The sequence below is a fragment of the Nocardia sp. NPDC004415 genome, from assembly GCF_053602435.1.
On the sequence record NZ_JBSGDP010000055.1, the window covers coordinates 24624 to 43022 of the forward strand.

The 18399-nt window shown below is 69.9% G+C and carries 16 protein-coding genes; 7 read left to right on the forward strand and 9 right to left on the reverse strand.

Features of this window, described 5'->3' with window-relative positions:
- The first annotated feature begins 51 nt into the window (after nucleotides 1-51).
- Nucleotides 52-576, forward strand: coding sequence for a DinB family protein (locus ACWEMY_RS22785; protein ID WP_452391640.1), 525 nt, complete (start codon nucleotides 52-54; stop codon nucleotides 574-576).
- Here the strand turns inward: ACWEMY_RS22785 and ACWEMY_RS22790 are convergent.
- Nucleotides 536-3028 carry a tetratricopeptide repeat protein gene (locus tag ACWEMY_RS22790; protein WP_452391641.1) on the reverse strand — a complete coding sequence of 831 codons (2493 nt, stop codon included), beginning with the start codon at nucleotides 3026-3028 and terminating at the stop codon, nucleotides 536-538. The genes ACWEMY_RS22785 and ACWEMY_RS22790 overlap by 41 nt on opposite strands.
- 176 nt (nucleotides 3029-3204) lie before the next feature.
- On the opposite strand from ACWEMY_RS22790, the gene ACWEMY_RS22795 reads away from it, so the two are divergent.
- The 3 genes from ACWEMY_RS22795 to ACWEMY_RS22805 all read left to right on the forward strand — a co-directional run bounded on the left by ACWEMY_RS22795 (nucleotide 3205) and on the right by ACWEMY_RS22805 (nucleotide 4901).
- The gene (locus ACWEMY_RS22795; RefSeq protein ID WP_375929329.1) at nucleotides 3205-3660 is read left to right on the forward strand and encodes a carboxymuconolactone decarboxylase family protein; all 456 of its coding nucleotides are present in this window, start codon (nucleotides 3205-3207) and stop codon (nucleotides 3658-3660) included.
- Nucleotides 3661-3690: 30 nt separating this feature from the next.
- A complete protein-coding gene (locus tag ACWEMY_RS22800) occupies nucleotides 3691-4119 on the forward strand; it encodes a nitroreductase family deazaflavin-dependent oxidoreductase (protein ID WP_375929330.1) in 429 nt (142 codons plus the stop codon).
- Nucleotides 4120-4244: 125 nt separating this feature from the next.
- Nucleotides 4245-4901: a hypothetical protein gene (locus ACWEMY_RS22805; RefSeq protein WP_452391642.1), complete on the forward strand. Its 657-nt coding sequence runs from the start codon at nucleotides 4245-4247 to the stop codon at nucleotides 4899-4901.
- Nucleotides 4902-4903: 2 nt separating this feature from the next.
- Here ACWEMY_RS22805 and ACWEMY_RS22810 read toward each other — a convergent pair whose 3' ends face one another.
- The 7 genes from ACWEMY_RS22810 to ACWEMY_RS22840 all read right to left on the reverse strand — a co-directional run bounded on the left by ACWEMY_RS22810 (nucleotide 4904) and on the right by ACWEMY_RS22840 (nucleotide 13039).
- A complete protein-coding gene (locus ACWEMY_RS22810) occupies nucleotides 4904-6283 on the reverse strand; it encodes a vWA domain-containing protein (protein WP_452391643.1) in 1380 nt (459 codons plus the stop codon).
- A complete protein-coding gene (locus tag ACWEMY_RS22815) occupies nucleotides 6280-7167 on the reverse strand; it encodes an AAA family ATPase (RefSeq protein ID WP_452391644.1) in 888 nt (295 codons plus the stop codon). Before ACWEMY_RS22815 ends, ACWEMY_RS22810 begins: the two co-directional genes overlap by 4 nt.
- A 23-nt stretch (nucleotides 7168-7190) precedes the next feature.
- Nucleotides 7191-8549, reverse strand: coding sequence for a DUF2252 domain-containing protein (locus tag ACWEMY_RS22820; RefSeq protein ID WP_452391645.1), 1359 nt, complete (start codon nucleotides 8547-8549; stop codon nucleotides 7191-7193).
- 71 nt (nucleotides 8550-8620) lie between these two features.
- On the reverse strand, nucleotides 8621-9412 hold the full coding sequence (locus ACWEMY_RS22825) for a barstar family protein (RefSeq protein ID WP_452391646.1): 792 nt from the start codon (nucleotides 9410-9412) through the stop codon (nucleotides 8621-8623).
- Between the two features lie 80 nt (nucleotides 9413-9492).
- Entirely contained in the window at nucleotides 9493-10494 is a 1002-nt protein-coding gene (ilvC, locus tag ACWEMY_RS22830; RefSeq protein WP_375935356.1) for a ketol-acid reductoisomerase, read from the reverse strand.
- 51 nt (nucleotides 10495-10545) lie between these two features.
- Nucleotides 10546-11049 (reverse strand): acetolactate synthase small subunit, encoded by a 504-nt coding sequence (ilvN, locus tag ACWEMY_RS22835; RefSeq protein ID WP_375929336.1) that lies wholly within the window; start codon nucleotides 11047-11049, stop codon nucleotides 10546-10548.
- A gap of 76 nt (nucleotides 11050-11125) precedes the next feature.
- Complete coding sequence (locus ACWEMY_RS22840) at nucleotides 11126-13039, reverse strand: acetolactate synthase large subunit (protein ID WP_452391647.1); 1914 nt, start codon at nucleotides 13037-13039, stop codon at nucleotides 11126-11128.
- A gap of 307 nt (nucleotides 13040-13346) precedes the next feature.
- Between ACWEMY_RS22840 and ACWEMY_RS22845 the strand changes: the two genes are divergently transcribed.
- Nucleotides 13347-14084, forward strand: a complete 738-nt coding sequence (locus ACWEMY_RS22845; RefSeq protein ID WP_452391648.1) for a PH domain-containing protein — start codon at nucleotides 13347-13349, stop codon at nucleotides 14082-14084.
- A gap of 298 nt (nucleotides 14085-14382) precedes the next feature.
- Nucleotides 14383-16224, forward strand: a complete 1842-nt coding sequence (gene ilvD, locus ACWEMY_RS22850) for a dihydroxy-acid dehydratase (protein WP_452391649.1) — start codon at nucleotides 14383-14385, stop codon at nucleotides 16222-16224.
- A 167-nt stretch (nucleotides 16225-16391) separates the two neighbouring features.
- Here the strand turns inward: ilvD and ACWEMY_RS22855 are convergent, their stop codons facing one another.
- A complete protein-coding gene (locus ACWEMY_RS22855; RefSeq protein WP_452391650.1) occupies nucleotides 16392-17306 on the reverse strand; it encodes a LysR family transcriptional regulator in 915 nt (304 codons plus the stop codon).
- Between the two features lie 183 nt (nucleotides 17307-17489).
- Here ACWEMY_RS22855 and ACWEMY_RS22860 point away from each other — a divergent pair, with 183 nt between their 5' ends.
- Nucleotides 17490-18260, forward strand: coding sequence for a 3'(2'),5'-bisphosphate nucleotidase CysQ (locus tag ACWEMY_RS22860; protein ID WP_452391652.1), 771 nt, complete (start codon nucleotides 17490-17492; stop codon nucleotides 18258-18260).
- Nucleotides 18261-18399 lie beyond the last annotated feature (139 nt).

The window sequence follows — 18399 nt, forward strand, 5'->3', positions numbered from 1 at the left end:
CCGCAATGGGTTCTACCTTGGATTTCACACCGACAACGGAAGGAATCAGCAATGAACGCCACTCTGATCGACACCGAGCGCGCCGACATCCTGGAGACCCTCGGCAAGCACCGGTACTTCCTGCGTTTCACCGTCCGCGACCTCACCGACGAGCAGGCCGGCCTGCACACCACCGTCAGCGAGCTGTGCCTGGGCGGGCTGATCAAGCACGTCACGGCGGTGGAGCAGAACTGGGCGACGTTCATCGTCGAGGGTGCCGCCGCCGCACCGGATTTCGAGTCGATGACCGAGGAGCAGATCGCGGAGTGGGGCAAGGAGTTCCAGATGCAGCCGGGCGACACCCTCGCCGGCATCCTCGACGCCTACGAGGCGGTGGCGGCGAAGACCGATCAGCTGGTGCGCGAGCTGCCCGATCTGAACGTCTCGCACGAGCTGCCCACGGCGCCGTGGTTCGAGCCGGACACGCGCTGGTCCGCGCGGCGCACGCTGATGCACATCATGACCGAGACCGCCCAGCACTCCGGCCACGCCGACATCATCCGGGAGGCGCTGGACGGGGCGAAGTCGATGGGCTGACCGGACCGAGCAGGGCCGCGGCGGCCGCGCGATGCTCGGCGGCCGCGGCCGGGTCGGCGGGCTCGAGCACGTCCGCGATGCCCTGGTGGGCCGCCGCTTCGGTGAAGCGGTGGCCCACTCGTGGTGCGAGGGTGAGGGTTTCGCGATACAGGCGCAGGGCATCGTCGGGTAGGCCGGCGAGCAGGCAGGTGGCCGCGTAGCCGTTGAGGAAATGGATCTTCCAGTGTTCCTCGAACATCTCGTCGAGCAGGGCGAAGGCGGCGCGGTGCGCGGCGAGGGCCTCGTCGAAGCGGCCCATCCGGCGCAGGGCCACGCCCTGGCAGTTCAGGCACCAGGCCTCGTTGTGCTGGTGGCCGTCGGCGCGGGCGGCGGCCAGCGCCTGGTCGAGGTGGGTGAGCGCGTCCTCGGGGTCGGTGTCGGCGATGGCGACGCCGAGGGTGATCCGGGCCTGGAGCGCGGGCGCCTGGTCACCGGCGAGGTCAAGGGCTTCGCGGGCCAGCCGCGCGGCTTCGGCCGGCTCGCCCAATTGCAGGACCGCCCAGGCCTCCCCCGCGACGGCGTCGGCGGCGCTGACGGGACATCCGCTGCCGGCATACAGTTCCCGTGCCTGCCGGAACAAAGTCAGTGGTTCCTCGACATCGCCTTCGTCCCAGCGCAATTGGGCGCATCGCATGATCAGGTCGGCGCGCGGCAGCGGGTCGCCCGCGGCGGCGACCAGTGGGGCCGCGGCGGCGTAGGCGGCGGCCGCCTCGGTCATCCGGCCCGCGTTGTAGCGGGCGAAGCCGAGGTCGCTGTGGGCTTCGGCCAGGCGACGGGGGTCGCCGAGCTGCTGGGCCGCGGCGAGTGAGCGTTCGAACAGTTCGTTGAGATGTGTGGTGCCGCAGCGGCGGGCGAAGAAGGTGCGCAGGAAGCGCGGGAGTTCGCAGACGTGGGCGTCGGCGCCCGCCTCGACGGCGGCGTAGAACACGGCCATCAGGTTCGTGTATTCGGCGACGAACCAGAAGAACGCGGCGTCGCGGCCGGGGAAGGCCGGCACCTCGGCCGGTGCGCTGCCCGCCGAGACCGGCGGGGTGGGGGTCGGGAAGGGCATGGCGGCATCGGCGGCCGCGGCGGTGTGCACGTAGTAGTCCAGGACGCGGTGCAGGGCGCGCTCGCGGTCGGCGGCGGAATCAGTGTCGAAGGTGGCGCGGCGGGCGTGCTGACGGACCAGGTCGTGCAGGCGGTAGCGCCCGTCGGCGGGTTGCTGGACCAGGTGCGCGTCGAGGAGGTCCTCGAGCATGGCGCGGGCGGTGCGCAGTGGAACATCGGCCACGGCGGCGGCGACGTAGTCGGTGAAGGTGGAACCGGGGATCAGGCCGAGCAGCCGGAACAGGCGCCGCTGATCGCGGGGCAACTGACGTACCGACATACCGAAGGCGGTGTCGAATTCGCTGGGCCCCTCGGCCATTCGCTCGACCAGGATGCCCACCGACCAGCCCGGCCGGTGCCGCAGGCGGGCCGCGGCCAGGCGCAGCGCCAGCGGCAGGTTGCCGCACAGCCGCAGCACTTCGGCGGCGTGTTCGGGTTCCTTGGCGAGTCTGCCGTCGGGGCCGCGCGCGTCACCGCTGGCGCGGGCCAGCAACTCCGCGCTCTCGCGCTCGGTGAGCACATCGAGGCTCACCGGGGGCACCTCGTCGAGTTCGAGCAGCCGGTTGCGGCTGGTGACGAGGGCGACCGACTCCCCCGCGCCCGGCAGCAGCGGCGCGACCTGCGCGGCGTCGGCGACATTGTCGAGCACGATCACCGCGCGCAGCCGCGCCAGTTCCGAGCGCCAGCAGGCGGCGCGCAGCTCGACGCCACCTTCCTGCGGCACCTTCTGCGAGGGCACCTGGAGCGCGGCCAGCAGGGCACGCAGGGCGGCGTCGGGGTCGAGGGGCTGGCGGCCGTCGGTGAAGCCGTGCAGGTCGAGATAGAGCTGGGCGTCGGGATAGTCGGCGGTGAGGCGGTGGGCGGCGTGCACGGCCAGGGAGGTCTTGCCGACTCCGGCCATACCGTCGATGGCGACCACGCGGTCGGTGCGCACGGCGGCGAGCACGTCGGCCAGGGCCTCATCGCGGCCGGTGAAGTCGGGGATGTCGCGGGGCAGGTCGTTGCGCGGCGGGGGCGGCGCGTCGGCCGGTGGGCTGGGCGGGGCGACCTGGCGGCTGGTCTTGGGCGGGGCGGGCAGCGGGTTGGTGGCGCGCTCCCAGAGCGGGCGCAGCGGGCGCGGATCGCGTTTGACCCGGCGGCACAGTTCCAGCACGGCGGGCCACGGCGGCACGGTCTGCCCGCTGAGGTAGCGCGACAGCGACGACGAGCTCAGGCCGGTGTCGCGGGCCAGCGCGCGGACACCGCGGCCGGACAGTTCCTGGAGCAGGCGCAATCGCGCGGCCAGTTCGTCCTGGGGGTAGGCCCGCGTCGCTTGCTGCTGCACCGTTGTCCGCTCCGTCGTCCCGCGCGGAAACACCGGATTCTCGGTGAACAACCCCGAGGTCAGGGCTGCTTTCCGCTGTCCCACAGTGTCCCACAGCCATCGCTTCGCGGCCGCGCTAGGGCTGTTATTGAGCCACACCCCGCACAGCGGGAAACACACCGAACGAGGAGAACGACATGCAGTCCCGGATGAAGAACCCCGCCATGGTCCTCACCGACGCGATGGGCCCGATCCAGCAGGTGCTCGCGGCCGTGCAGACCGGCGGCGTCGACGGCGAGATCCTCGAGCTGGTCCACCTGCGGATCAGCCAGATCAACGGGTGCAGCGCCTGCGTGGACGGCGGCGCCAAGACCGCCCGCAAGGCCGGTGTCAGCGACGAGCGCCTGGCCACGGTGGCCGCCTGGCGCGAGGCACCGTACTTCAGCGAGGAGGAACGCGCCGCCCTGACGCTGGCCGAGGCCGCGACACGCCTGGCCGACCGTCCCGACGCCGTCACCGACGAGATCTGGGACAGTGCTGCCAGCTACTTCGACGAGCGTCAGCTGGCATCGATCGTGCTGATGATCGGCGTGACCAACATGTTCAACCGGCTCAACGCCACCACCCGCCAGATCGCCGGCGCCTGGGGCTGAGCCCCCACCCGACTCGAAAGGACACTCGCGATGGCTACCTCGGGCTTCTCCCGCTGGATGCAGCACAAGATGAACGCCAGGATGAACCGCAAGATCCGCAAGGGCAAGGGCGAGTTCATGGGCATGGACGTGCTGATCCTGCACACCGTCGGCCGCCGCAGCGGCGAGCCGCGCCAGACCCCGATCTCCTGGTTCTCCGACGGCGGCGAAGGCTGGCTGCTGGTCGCCTCGGGCGGTCAGGGCGGCGACCCGGACTGGCAGCGCAACCTGATGGCGAACCCCGACGAGGCCACCATCGAGCTGCCCGCGAGCACGCCGCGGCCGGTGCGGCCGCAGGTACTGCACGGCCAGGAGCGCACGGCGGCCTGGGAGTCGATCACCACCGCCCAGCCCCGCTACGCGAAGTATCAGGCCAAGAGCGAGCACGAGTACGCGGTGGTGCGACTCACCGCGCGGTGACCGGCGCTCGTGTCGGTTGCGCAACGAAACCCGAGGTGACCTGCCAGGAGTTCTAGACTCCTTGGCAGGCACGGGGGACCGAGCAACCGACGAGGATCGTCGGCGCCGCGACCGCGGAGGTGATCGTGGGATATCCGGGATACCCGGGGTATCCGCCGAACGGACCGTATGCGCCCCGCCCTTCCCGCTGGCCGTGGGTTCTCGGCGCGCTGGTGGTCGTCGCCGCGCTGGCGGTGGGCGTCATCGCCGCGGGGATCATCATCGTGCAGCACGAGCGCAACTCCCGATCGGCCGCCCCGCAAACCATCGGCAACACCATCGCCGCGACCGGTCCGTACGCGCCGCCGGTACCGGCGTCACCGCAGGCGGTGCCCGTCGACCCGCAGTCCGCCGCGCTGGATTCCCTGCTCGCGCAGGCCGCGGCCGACCGGCCGGTGGTGAGCGCGAATCTGGCCGAGCGGTGGGTGCCGCAACTGTCGGCCAAGCAGCCGGGTCTGGTGGCCGCCGATGTCGACGGGCGGATGGTGAGCTGGACTAACAGTGAGATCCTCGCGCAGAATCAGCGCTTCCGGCAGCAGTACCCCGGGGCTCGCCTGGTCTGGAGCGACGACTGGAGCACCTTCGACCTGCAGGGCTGGTGGATCACCCTGGCCGACGCGTCCTTCGCCGACCCCGCCTCGGCCAATGCCTGGTGCGACGCCCACGCGATTCCCGTCGACGACTGCTTCGCCAAGCTCGTGAGCAACTCCCGCGGCTCGGCGGGCACCACCGAGTATCGCTGAGTTCAGGCGGGCAGCAGCCTGCCGACGACTTCGGCCAACTGGCGCACATTGCGGCATTCGTGCATGGTGACGATCTCGGTGTAGGCGTCGGCTGCCGAATCACCGGTCGACCAGGAGCGCGCGGGTTCCGGGTTCAGCCAGTAGACCGCTTTGGCCCGTTCGGTGATCGCTTGCAGGGCGGCGAGATTGGGGTCGGTGCGGTTGGTGCGGGCGTCGCCGAGGATCAGCACGCAGGTGCGCGGGCCGACGGCGTCGAGGTAGTGGTCGGTAAAACCTTGCAGCGCCTCGCCGTAGTTGCTGGACCCGAAGCGCACCACGCCCGCCTCGCGAACGATGCTCTGCGCGAAACCGGGCGGCGGCGGATCGCCGGGGGTGAAGTAGTGGGTGATCTCGGCGCAGACGTCGACGAATCCGAAGCTGCGGACACGGCTGAACTGGTCTTGGAGCGCCTGCACCAATTGCAGGGTGAATTCGGAGAATCCGGTGACCGAGCCCGAGACATCGGCCAGCACGACGAGATCCGGGCGGCCACGTTTACGGGCGCGCAACACCGGGTCGACCGGCACGCCGCCGGTGGCCATCGACCGGCGCAGGGTGCGGCGCAGATCGATGGACCCGCGCACGGCCTTCTTGCGACGCACCGCGAGCCGGGTGGCGAGTTTGCGGGCCAGCGGGTGGACCAACTTGCGCATCTCGGCGAGGTCCTGTTCGCGGGCGCCGAGGAAATCGGTGCTGTCGCCGCCGGGTTCGACGCCGCGCCGGGCGATGTAGTCGGTGCCGCGCAGCTGCGCCGAGCGCAGACGGGCTTCGGCCTGGACCTGCGCGCGGAACTGCTCCACGCGGCGGCGTGCCTCGATGGTGTGCACGGCGGCGTCGAATTGGCCTGTGCCGCCCAGGGTTTGCGCGACCTGTTCGGAGATCTCGCCCGGGCGCAGCGATTTCATCGTCATGTACGACGACCAGCCCGCGCCGGAGGCGGTGGTGACCCGCCCCGCCGACTCCCCCGCGCCGCCGTAGGCGCCGAAGGTGTTGAGCGCTTCGCGGGCCAGTTCGGCAGTGTCGGAGCCCTGGATGAGGGTGGCGATGAGGCGGTCGCGCAGGTCGCCCGTCGCCTCGCCGGGCGTGGTGACCGGGCGGGTGCCGTCGAGGAAGTACAGATCGAAGAGCTGGTCGAAGACGGTGCGCTGGCCGTCGCGGCGCAGCAGGCAGGCGGCCAGGCCCGAGCGCAGCACGCGCGGGTCGGCGGTGCCTAAGGCGACGATCGCGGCGGCGGCGTCGACGGTTTCGCTGGGGCCCGCGTGGATGCCGTGCTCGCGCAGCAGACCGACAAAACCGACCAGGCGGTCGGTAGTGGGGGTGGTATCGCGCAGGATCGCGCTCACGGAGCCACGCCCGGGTGCGCGGTGTCGTCCAAGCCGAGCTTCTCGATCGCCATCCGGTGGTCGGACTGGTACTTCAACAGCACGCCGAGGGTGGAACGGACGACGCTCCCGGTCAGCGTGCGGGTGCCCAGGGCGACCAGCGTTTTCGCCCAGTCCACCGTTTCGGCGATCGACGGCGCCTTGCGCAGCGAGAGCTGACGCAGCGCGCTGACCGTGGTCACCACCGGTTCGGCGAGGTCCGCGTCGAGCTCGGGGACCTTCAGCCGGACGATCGCCTTCTCCAGTTCGGCGGTCGGATAGTCGATGTGCAGGAACAGGCAGCGGCGTTTCAGCGCCTCGGACAGGTCGCGGTGCGCGTTGGAGGTGAGGATCACGAACGGTTTGCGGACCGCGGTCACGGTGCCCAGTTCCGGGATGCTCACCTGGAAGTCGCCGAGGACCTCCAGGAGCAGGCCCTCCAGTTCCACGTCGGCCTTGTCGAGTTCGTCGATGAGCAGGACCGTGGGGTCGGGGTTGCGGATGGCGGCCAGCAGGGGGCGGGCGAGCAGGAACTCCTCGGTGAAGACGTGGTCGCGGGTGCTGTCCCAGCCCTCGCCGTCGGTGGCGGTGATGCGCAGCAGCTGCTTGGCGTGGTTCCACTCATAGAGGGCGCGGGCCTCGTCGATGCCCTCGTAGCACTGCAGGCGGACCAGCTCGGCACTCACCGCGGTGGCGATGGCCTTGGCCAGCTCGGTCTTGCCCACACCGGCGGGACCCTCGATCAGCAGGGGCTTGCCGAGCCGGTCGGCGAGGAAGACCGCGGTCGCGATGTCGAGGGACGGCAGATAGCCGGCCGCGGTCAGCCGGTCGGTCACCTGGTCCACCGAGGCAAAGAACTTACTCATCGGTAACCAGTGTAGTGGCAGGGCTAGTAGGCGTGCGGGGCGGCGGTGATCCGGCCGGAGTCGATCGCGGCCAGCAGGGCGTCGCGGTCGGTGACGGTCTGGTCGGCATAGGCGAGGGCGAACTCGCTCATCGCCTTGTCGAATCTGTCGTTGTCGCCGAGGTAGGCGTGAATGGCCAGGCGGTCGCCGGAGCGGGCGTGCGCGCGGGCCAGCACGGCACCGCACAGGCTCGCGTAGTTCGCGAGTTCGTGCGGGGCGAGGATGCCGATATCGGCCGAGCCCTTCATGTCCTTGAGCTGGCGCCAGTAGAAATAGCGTCCCGCCGGGCCGGTCGCCCAGCCGAGGAAGATGTCGCTGGCGGCCTGCATGAGCCGCTGCCCCGCGACCACCCGGTGGCCCTGGTGCTGGAAACGGCTCGCGGACAGATGGGCCGCCAGTACCGAGGTCTCGGCCTCTTTGACCTGCAAGAACAGTGGCGTGCCCGACTCCTTGTCCATGAACAGCACGATGAAACAGCGGGTGCCCACACTGCCGACGCCGACCACCTTCATCGCCATGTCGACCAGGACGTGACGGTCCAGCAGAATGCGGCGCTCGTCGGGCAGGCTGCGGCGGTAGTCGCCGAGGACCGCCTTGATGTCCTTCTCGTCGAGCAGTTCGATCGGCACCAGCAGCGGCGGCTGGTTCTTGATGCGCGGGACGCCGTGCGCGTCGGGCTCGGTGAGCTTGTCCAGGGCCTGCAAACTGGTGCGTTTGCGGGCGGAGTTCACCGTCTTCTCGGCGACCTTGCGGCGCTTCTGCTTCGGGATGGCGGCGGTGACGGTGTCGGCGTCGACGCGTTCGTACCAGATGCTCAGCGAATCCAGACCCGCCATGGTCGCCATCGCCTCCCGGTAGCCCCGGCCTGCGCCTTCGGCGGCCTCGGCGGCCTGCTCGTCGGAGCAGCCGTTGTCGCGGGCGGCGACGGCGACGCTGGCAGCCAGGCGTTTGACATCCCATTCGAAGGGGCCGGGCAGGGTTTCGTCGAAGTCGTTGAGATCGAAGACGAGATTGCGTTCCGGGGAGGCGTAGAGGCCGAAATTGGACAGGTGCGCGTCACCGCAGAGCTGCACCGTCAGCCCGGTGTTCGGGCTCTGCGCCAGGTCGGCGGCCAGGATCGCCGGTGCGCCGCGCAGGAAGGTGAACGGCGAGATCGCCATGCGCGCGTACCGGATCGGCACCAGCTGCGGCACCCGCGTCTGCGCCTGCCGCTCGAGAATCGCCACCGGATCCTCCCGCCCCGGCCCCGGCCCCCACACCCCCAACGCCGACCGCGACACCACCTTCCGCGCCGCCCGCCCCACCTCGACAGCATCCCGATCGAAATCCGCCACGGTCGTCATCGAGCAAGTCTCGCGCTACCGGGGCGCAACGGCAAGGACCTGCGATCGGGAGTCGCCGCCGCCCCGGGATGTCACCGCAGCAACACCTCGACCTTCCTTCCGGCGAGAATCTCGAGCACCACGTCGAAGAACGTGCCGTCACCGCAGGGCAGCGGCACCGCCAGAGCGCTTCTCGCCCTGCTGGATTCGGTCCATTCCAGGGTGAACGGAGGTGTCGCCCCGAATCCGCCACACAGGCAGTCCTCGAGTGCACCGAGATTCCACCCGAAGTATCCGCCGGGCCCGTTCACGGCCTCGCCGAGCGCGCAGTAGAAACTGTCCTCGTCGACGATGTCGCGCCCGTCCAGGACGTATCGTCTGCCGGGCGGATCGTCCGCGCAGGTGTGCCGATGCAGTGCCACCGAGAGCCACGCGTGGCGTCCGGCCGGGTCCAGCGGCCGCCACAACCCGAGTGCATCGAGCCTGCCGGACCGCACGAGCTCCCACGGCCACCGGGCCGCGGGCAGCAGGTCATCGCAGAACAGCGTCACCGCCACGTCCACCAGACCCGCGCCGCCCACACTCGCCCGGACTTCCTCGACGGTGATCCCGCTGACGAAATAGCCCCCGATGCGCCGCCCGTCCGGATCGAGGAAGTCGAGATCGGCACTACCCACCGCGGCGCGACGAGTCCCCACCCGCTCCACACCCCGCAGGAGTGCACCTTCCACCACACAACCGAGAAACTCGACCCGGCGCTCCCCCTGCTCGGCCGACACCGGCTCGAACAAGCCGGTCGCGTCCGCGGCGCTGAGCCAACGCACCTCGTCGTCATCACCGACGAGCCGATACCGCACACCGTTCACAGACTCCACAGATTCCATCAGGGGTGACGCTACGGGCCGAAAAGGCGAAGGGCCCGCTCGCGGTGGCGAGTGGGCCCTTCGGGTGGAGCGGGGAAACCTCAGGCGGTTTCGGTGATCGGGCGGTCGACCCAGCTCATCAGGCCGCGGAGCTTGGCGCCGGTGACCTCGATGGGGTGCTCGGCGTTCTCCTTGCGCAGGCCCTCGAGCTCCTTGTTGCCGCCCTCGACGTTGGCGACGAGGCGCTTGACGAAGGTGCCGTCCTGGATGTCCTTGAGGATCGCCTTCATGCGCTCCTTGGTGTCGGCGTCGATGACGCGCGGACCGGACAGGTAGCCGCCGAACTCCGCGGTGTCGGACACCGAGTAGTTCATGCGCGCGATGCCGCCCTCGTACATGAGGTCGACGATCAGCTTCAGCTCGTGCAGCACCTCGAAGTAGGCCATCTCGGGGGCGTAGCCCGCCTCGACCATGACCTCGAAACCGGTCTTGACCAGTTCCTCGGTACCACCACAGAGGACGGCCTGCTCACCGAACAGGTCGGTCTCGGTCTCTTCCTTGAAGGTGGTCTTGATGACGCCCGCGCGGGTGCCGCCGATGCCCTTGGCGTAGGACAGCGCCAGCGCCTGGCCCTCGCCGGTCGGGTCCTGGTCGACCGCGATCAGGGCCGGGACGCCCTTGCCGTCGGCGAACTGACGACGCACCAGGTGGCCGGGGCCCTTCGGGGCGACCATGGCGACGGTGACGTTGGCCGGAGCCTTGATCAGACCGAAGTGGATGTTGAGGCCGTGGCCGAAGAACAGCGCGTCGCCGTCCTTCAGGTTGGGCTCGATGTCGTTGGTGAAGATCGACGCCTGGGCGGTGTCGGGGGCCAGCACCATGATCACGTCGGCCCACTCGGCGACCTCGGCGGGGGTGCCGACGGTCAGACCGGCCTCTTCGGCCTTCGGGCGCGACTTGGAGCCCTCGGCCAGGCCGACGCGCACGTCGACACCGGAGTCGCGCAGGCTCAGCGAGTGCGCGTGACCCTGGCTGCCGTAGCCGATCACGGCGACCTTGCGGCCCTGGATGATCGACAGGTCAGCGTCGTCGTCGTAGAACATCTCGACTGCCACAGTGGAGTCCCTTCTGGATTATTTCTGGTTGTTGGAAAGTTAGCGGGTTGCGGTGATCGACTTGGGTCCGCGGCCCACGGCCACGACACCGGACTGCACGATCTCGCGGATACCGTACGGCTCCACCATGCGCAGCAGGGCATCCAGCTTCGAGCGGGTGCCCGTGGCCTCGATGGTCAGCGCGTCGGGTGAGACGTCGATCACCTTGGCGCGGAACAGTTGCACGGCCTCGATCACCTGGGTGCGGACCGAGGCGTCGGCGCGCACCTTCACCAGGATCAGTTCGCGGGCCACCGAGGCGTCGGCGTCCTGCTCCACGATCTTGATGACGTTGATCAGCTTGTTGAGCTGCTTGGTGACCTGCTCGAGCGGCAGATCGTCGACCGTCACGACGATGGTCATGCGCGAGATATCGGGGATCTCGGTGCCACCGACGGCGAGGGACTCGATATTGAAGCCGCGGCGCGAGAACAGGCTCGCGACTCGCGCCAGCACGCCCGGCTTGTCCTCGACGAGAACGCTCAGGGTGTGGGTCGTGCTCATGCCGCCACCTCGCTAGCGCTCGGCGTTGGCACGATCACGATCGTGGCTGTGTTCATCGGGCGCTCGCTGCGCTCGCTCATGCCTGCTCCTTGTTCATCGCCTCGTGGATGACGGCCGGCTCGGAGACCTGCTCGTCCTCGTCGAACAGCGGACGGATGCCGCGGGCGAACATGATCTCGTCGTTGCTGGTGCCCGCCGCGACCATCGGCCACACCTGGGCGTCCTTGCCGACGATGAAGTCGATCACGACCGGGCGGTCGGTGATGGACTGCGCCTGGCGGATCGCGGCCTCGACCTCGTCTTCCTTCTCCACCCGGATGCCGACGCAACCCAGCGCCTCGGCCAGCTTGACGAAGTCGGGGATGCGCAGGGTGTGCGTGCCCAGGTCGGTGTTGGAGTAGCGCTCCTCGTAGAACAGGGTCTGCCACTGGCGGACCATGCCGAGGTTGCCGTTGTTGATCAGCGCGACCTTGATCGGCACGCCCTCGACGGCGCAGGTGGCCAGCTCCTGGTTGGTCATCTGGAAGCAGCCGTCACCGTCGACCGCCCAGACCTCCTTCTCCGGAGCGCCCATCTTGGCGCCCATGGCCGCCGGAACGGCGTAGCCCATGGTGCCCAGGCCACCGGAGTTCAGCCAGGTGCGCGGGTTCTCGTACTTGATGAACTGCGCGGCCCACATCTGGTGCTGGCCGACACCGGCGCAGTACACGGCCTCGGGACCGGCCAGGCGGCCCAGCGCCTCGATGACGAACTCCGGCGAGAGCGACCCGTCGCTGGGCTGACTCCAGCCCAGCGGGTAGTTGTCGCGGATGTCACTGAGGTAGGCCCACCACTCGGTGAGGTTCAGCAGCGGGGCCTCGCCGGACTGCGGGTCGGCCTTGAGGGTCTCGATCAGCTCGACGATGACCTCACGCGCGTCGCCCACGATCGGGACGTCGGCGTGGCGGTTCTTGCCGATCTCGGCCGGGTCGATGTCGGCGTGGATGACCTTGGCGTCGGGCGCGAAGGAGTCCAGCTGACCGGTGACGCGGTCGTCGAAGCGGGCGCCGAGGGTGATCAGCAGGTCCGAGCGCTGCAGGGCCGCGACGGCGCCGACGGTGCCGTGCATGCCGGGCATGCCCATGTTCAGGGTGTGGCTGTCGGGGAACGCACCGCGCGCCATCAGGGTGGTGACCACCGGGATGCCGGTCAGCTCGGCTAGCTCCAGCAGCTCGGCCGAGGCGTCGGACTTGATCACACCGCCGCCGACGTAGAGCACCGGCGACTTGGACTCCAGGATCATCCTGGCGGCCTCGCGCACCTGCTTGCCGTGCGGCTTGGTGACCGGACGGTAGCCGGGCAGCCGCATCTCCGGCGGCCACGAGAACGTGGTCTGGGCCTGCAGGGCGTCCTTGGTGATGTCGACCAGGACGGCGCCCGGGCGGCCCGAGGCGGCGAGGTAGAACGCCTCGGCCAGGATGCGCGGGATGTCGATCGGGTCCTTGACCAGGAAGTTGTGCTTGGTGATCGGCATGGTGATGCCGGAGATGTCGGCTTCCTGGAAGGCGTCGGTGCCGACCAGGCTCGACGGCACCTGACCGGTGATCGCCACGATCGGGACCGAGTCCATCTGGGCGTCGGCCAGCGGGGTCACCAGGTTGGTCGCGCCGGGACCGGAGGTGGCCATACACACACCGACCTTGCCGGAGGCCTGCGCGTAGCCGGTCGCCGCGTGCCCAGCGCCCTGCTCGTGGCGCACCAGGACGTGGCGGACCTTCTCGGAGTCGAACAGCGGGTCGTAGACGGGAAGGACCGCGCCGCCGGGAATGCCGAATACGGTGTCGACGTCGAGCTCTTCGAGGGACCGAACAACCGACTGCGCGCCGGTGACGCGCTCGGGCGCGACCTGGCGGCGGGAGGGGTTGGTCGCCGGGCTACCAGCGGCAGGCTGGTTCGCCGAAGGCGCTGACCTGCGGGCCGATGGCCCGGGTCGTGCGGTTGGTGCACTCACCGTCTTCGTTCCTAACTTTGTCGTTCTGACTCCGGACTGGCGCGGAATTCGCCCGAACACAAAAAAGCCCCCGACCAGCGCAGGGCTGTTCGAGGGTGGCGCGTCGCAACGCGAGCTGACGTATTCGACTCAGGTAGTCAGGCTCAACGCTGGACGCGCCGGCCGATTACGAGCAACTCGTTTCGTTTCACACGCACGACGTTAGGCGCGCGTGGAGCGAAGAGTCAAACAGGCTACCTTTCGCATCCCATTCTGTGGGACTCGAGTGGTTGCGTGGGTCCGAATACCGAGATGCGAGGATGGAGGGGTGTCATCACCGCATCAGTCCGTGCCACCGGCTAAATCGTCCCACACCGCCGACGAGGGAACCGATACGGGTCGGCCCTCGCGACCCGGTGGCCTGCGCGCGGCCACTCCCGGCCGTCTCGCCGCCATCGGCGCGGTGGTACTGGCGTACCTGATCTTCGTCGTCGTCGGGACGGTGCAGGACTGGTCGCTGGGGCTGCGGATCGGGCTGATCGTGCCGACCGCGGTGGTCGTCTGGCTGCTGATCCCGCGCCGCACGAACGTGCCGACGCCGGGCCTGCACGTGATCGGGGTGCCGCGGCTGGCCTATATCGGTGTGCTGGTGCTGGCGTTCTGTGTGTTCTTCCCGTTCGTCGGCTGGCCCGCGGGGCTGTGGTGGCTGCTGCTGTTCCCGCTGATCGCGATCTGGTGGGTGGTACGCACGCACACCACCGTCTCGGAGGCGGGGCTGGATCTGAGCACGATGGTGAGCAAGAAGCACCTGGACTGGAGTCAGGTCAAGGGCGTCAGCATCCCCAAGCGCGGATATGTGCGGGCCCGGCTGACCGACGACTCCGAGGTCAAGCTGCCCGCCGTGGGCTACGACCGGCTGCGCGAGCTGATCGAGGCGTCCGGGGGCAGGCTGCCCGATGTGTTCGCCGCCGCCGAAGCCGCCGAGAACGCGCGGATCGAGGCCGAGCGAGCCGAGGCGAAGGCCGAGGCGGACGCGAAAGCCGAGGAGCCCGGCACCGAGCAGTGAGAGTCGGCTCGATCACCGCGGGAATCCACGCGGCGGGTCCGGCTGTTCTACCGGTAAGCTGACGGCACCCGGGCACCCCGCGCCGACGGCATCACCGCGGCGACACACTCCGGAGCGACACTCCCGCCTCGAGCCCGGTTCCGGCACCCGTTCACCCCAGCACCGGCGCGACGCGACCAGCGCGCCCCGGAGTAACGTGCGGGGTTGCCGGACGCACCGCGCGCTCGCATCGCGGGCACGCAGGTCAGCCCCCTGCGCGCACGCTCGGACGCACCCAGCGACACACGAGGACTCCCCCATGCCACCGCTTCGCTCACGCACCACCACCATCGGCCGCAACGCCGCGGGCGCCCGCTCGCTCTGGCGCGCCACCGGGATGACCGACTCCGATTTCGGCAAGCCGATCGTCGCGATCGCGAACTCCTACACCCAGTTCGTGCCCGGTCACGTGCACCTGAAGAACGTGGGCGACATCGTCGCCGAGGCCGTGCGCGCCGCAGGCGGCGTCCCGCGCGAGTTCCACACCATCGCCGTCGACGACGGTATCGCCATGGGCCACGGCGGCATGCTCTACTCGCTGCCCTCGCGCGAGATCATCGCCGACTCGGTGGAATACATGGCCAACGCCCACACCGCCGACGCGCTGGTGTGTATCTCCAACTGCGACAAGATCACTCCCGGCATGCTCAATGCCGCCATGCGCCTCAACATCCCGGCCGTGTTCGTCTCCGGCGGGCCGATGGAAGCGGGCAAGGCCGTGGTCGCCGACGGCGTCGCGCACGCGCCGCTGGACCTGGTGCACGCCATCTCGGCCAGCGCGAATCAGGCCGTGTCCGAGGAAGGTCTGGACGCGGTCGAGCGGTCGGCCTGCCCCACCTGCGGCTCGTGTTCGGGCATGTTCACCGCGAACTCGATGAACTGCCTCACCGAGGCGCTGGGTCTGGCCCTGCCGGGCAACGGCTCCACGCTGGCCACCCACGAGGCGCGCCGCGCGCTGTTCCAGCGGGCCGGTCGTGTGATCGTCGACATCGCCAACCGCTGGTACCGCGACGACGACGCCTCGGTGCTGCCGCGCAATGTGGCCAACGTCAAGGCTTTCCGCAACGCCATGGCGCTGGACGTGGCCATGGGCGGGTCCACCAACACCGTCCTGCACACCCTCGCCGCCGCGCAGGAGGGCGAGATCGACTTCGATCTGGGCACCATCGACGAGATCTCGCGCCGGGTGCCGTGTTTGTCGAAGGTCTCGCCGAACTCCGACTACCACATGGAAGACGTGCACCGCGCCGGTGGCATCCCGGCCATCCTGGGTGAGCTGCGCCGCGGCGGACTGCTCGAGACCGACGTCACCATGGTGCACTCCGCGAACTTCGAGGAATACCTCGACACCTGGGACATCCGCTCCGGCAAGGCTTCCGAGGAAGCGCTCGAGCTGTTCCACGCCGCGCCCGGCGGCGTGCGCACCACCGAGCCGTTCTCCACCGCCAACCGCTGGTCCTCGCTGGACACCGACGCCGCGGGCGGCTGCATCCGCGACGTCGAACACGCCTACACCGTCGAGGGTGGGCTGTGTGTGCTGCGCGGCAACATCGCGCCCGACGGCGCGATCCTCAAGACCGCAGGCATCGACGAGGACCTGTTCACCTTCGAGGGCCCGGCCGTGGTGGTCGAGTCGCAGGAGGAGGCGGTCTCGATGATCCTGGGCAAGAAGATCCAGGCCGGTGACGTGATCGTCGTGCGCTACGAGGGCCCCTCCGGCGGCCCCGGCATGCAGGAGATGCTGCACCCCACCGCGTTCCTCAAGGGCGCGGGCCTGGGCAAGGTGTGCGCGCTGATCACCGACGGCCGCTTCTCCGGCGGCACCTCGGGCCTGTCGATCGGCCACATCTCCCCCGAAGCCGCCCAGGGTGGCGTGATCGGCCTGATCGAGAACGGTGACCGCATCCGCGTCGACGTGCAGACCCGCGCGCTAGAGGTGCTGGTCTCCGACGAGGTGCTCGCCGAACGCCGCGCGAAGATGGAGGCCTCGGAGCGCCCGTGGCAGCCGGTCGACCGCGTCCGCCCGGTGACGACGGCCCTGCGCGCCTACGCCGCCCTGGCCACCTCCGCCGACAAGGGCGCCGTCCGCCGCGTCCCCTGATCCCTCGAGCACACACGTACGCCGCCGGTCGCCGAGGCGATCGGCGGCGTCGTCGTCGGTCGAGGCGGTCTCGCCCGGTTCACTGTGGTGAGGTGTCGGTCGTCGCCGACCACGCCGCCTGTGACGGCATGCCGCCCGGCACCGGCGTGCCGGGCGGTCTACATCACCTATGTCGTCATGCGGCTCGCACTCGCCTCCACCAGCGCGGTACGCGCCAGTGCGCGCAGCCAGACATGGGCATGGTCGGTGTCGTTGCGCTGGTGCCAGGACAGGTGGATCGGCGCAGGCGGCAGGTCGACAGGTAGCGGCAGCACGACCAGGCCCAGCGCGGTGGCGGTCGCGCGCGTCACCGATTCGGGAACGGTGATCAGCAGGTCGGAGCGGCGCGCGAATTCCAGCGCGGCGGCTTCGGTGGGCGCGGACGCGACCACACCGCGGGTGAGCCCGAGCCGGGCGAGCGCGTCGTCGACGGCGTTGGTGAGACTGCCACGCCGCGACACGGTGACGTGCTCGGCGGCGGCATAGCGTTGCGCGGTGACCTCGGTCCCGACGAACGGATGTCCCTGGCGCACAACGATGACCAGCGGAGTGGCGGCGACCCGCTCGGACCGGATATCGGGTGCGGTCGACCGGTTAGCATTGGCCTCCAGATCGACTTCGCCGCGGCGCAATTCGGGAGTGTCGCCACTGGATTCGGCGAGGAAACGCAGTCGTACACCCGGCGCCTGCGCGCGCACGGCGTCCAACAGCGCGGGCCCGCTCGCGGCGACCAGCGAGTCGTGCCAGCGGAGTGTGAACGTGCGCTCCAGCGTCGCCGGATCGAGCTCACGGCTCGGCGTGAGCACCCCCCGGACCTGGTGCAGCAGCTCGTGCACCTGTTCGCGCACCGCGACCGCGTACGGCGTCGGCGTCATCGTGCGACCAGTACGCACCAGGATCTGATCGCCGGTCGTTCGCCGGATCCTGCCCAGGCTGCGGCTCATCGCGGGCGCGGTGACGTGCAGCCGTGCCGCGGCACCGGCCACACTCCCCTCCTCCAGCAGCGCGTCGAGCGCGGCGAGCAGATTCAAATCCAATTGCATGGGAGTAATCCTAGGCGTGTCATCCATGCACTTGTCGTTAATCGAGGTGCCGCATAGCCTCGTCGACAGGAGCTCGGAACACCGCCAAGGCGGCACCTCCGGCTCCGAAAACCACTTGTGAACTGGGAGTATCGCTATGTCTGAAACTTCTCGACCACCACTGTCACGCTCTCGGACGCCGAGCTGCTCGACCGCACGGCGAGCGCGGTACGTGCGGCCGGCGCGGTGCTGCGCGAGCGCTTCGGCGAGGTGGTCGGCTACCGGACGCGCGCGGAACTGATGACCGCACTGGCGGGCAACGATGACGCGGCCCTCGCGATCCTGCGGCCGCGCCTGACCGCGCTGCGCCCGGACGCCGGCTGGGTGGACGACGAACTGGACGGCGGGCCGCTGCCCGCGGGTGAATGGTGGGTCGTCGATCCGGCCGAAGGCAATGTCAACCACCTGCACGCCCTGCCCGAGTGGGCGGTGACCGCCACCCTGGTGCGCGACAACCAGCCGGTGCTCACCGTGGTCCACCTGCCGCTGACCGGCCAGACCTACACCGCGCGCACCGGCGCGGGCGCCCACCTCGACGGCCACCGGTTGCACGTCGCGCAGACCACCGACCTCGGCCTCGGCATCGTGGCCACCAGCCAGGCCCGTCCCGACGAGGACGCGGCCGTCGTGGGCGCCATCGGCGCCTCGATCACCGCGATGCTCGTCGACGCGCTCGTCGTCCGTGTCGCGGTGCCCGCGACCCTGCACCTGGCGAATGTCGCCGCGGGCCGCGTAGACGCCTTCTGGCAGTTCGCCGGCGCCCGCGCCGATCTACTGCCCGGAGCCTTGCTGGTCGCCGAGGCCGGTGGCCGGGTCTCCGATGCCGCAGGCAACCCCTGGACTCCGCACAGCGACAGCTTCCTGGCCGCCGCACCCGGCCTTCACGCCGCGGCCGCCGCCGCCATCTCCCGTTGACCCCCGAAGGGACCGAATTCACCATGACCACCATCGCAGTCCTCGGAAACGGCCGCGTCGGCGGCACTCTCGCCGCCGCCCTCCGCGCGGCCGGGCACGAGGTGACCGTGGCGGGCCGCGCGCCCGGCGCCGCAGCGGC